Raw genomic sequence first — 537 nt, 5'->3', positions numbered from 1 at the left:
CCTGGTGCTGTTTCAAATCTCATAGACTTAATGTTTGGACTATTTTTATTAGATTTTGAGAAATATTTATTGAATTCCTTGTGTTTTTTTATGAAATGTCTAAATGTTGAAGAAGCAACATCTAAACCATGATTATCCACTAGGTATTGATACAAATTAGTTTTGTAGTGAAACTTTTGGATATTAGTATCACTTAAAAGTTCTTTAATTAGAGGAATAAATGGCTCAATCTTGCTTGACTTCTTTTTAGTGGACGGCTTACTGTATCCATCATAATATTTCTTAACAGTCCTCCTATCCACTCCTAACTCCTGTGCTATTTCTGAATAATTAACCTTAATATTTAACACCTCCTGTAAATGTTTTAACCTTCCTAAGTCTTTTAGACTTTTAATTTCAAAATATTTTGAATCCTTAAGTTCTAATTGGTAATACATATATTCTCCTGATTATCTTATTAAATGTATTATCCAATTAATATTTTTATTTGTACATTTTTATTTGGCCACTTTTGTACATTCTTATTTTAGCATTTAC

1 pseudogene is annotated in these 537 nt (G+C 27.6%); it reads right to left on the bottom strand.

Annotated features, from left to right (window positions below):
* Positions 1-437: pseudogene (locus HMPREF0077_RS10130) on the bottom strand (IS21 family transposase); the annotation flags it as partial.
* Positions 438-537: the final 100 nt, after the last annotated feature.

The sequence above is a fragment of the Anaerococcus tetradius ATCC 35098 genome, assembly GCF_000159095.1.
GTDB classification, from domain to species: domain Bacteria; phylum Bacillota; class Clostridia; order Tissierellales; family Peptoniphilaceae; genus Anaerococcus; species Anaerococcus tetradius.
The sequence above is the reverse complement of the archived record's forward strand: the minus strand, read 5'-3'. Positions and strand labels throughout refer to the sequence as shown.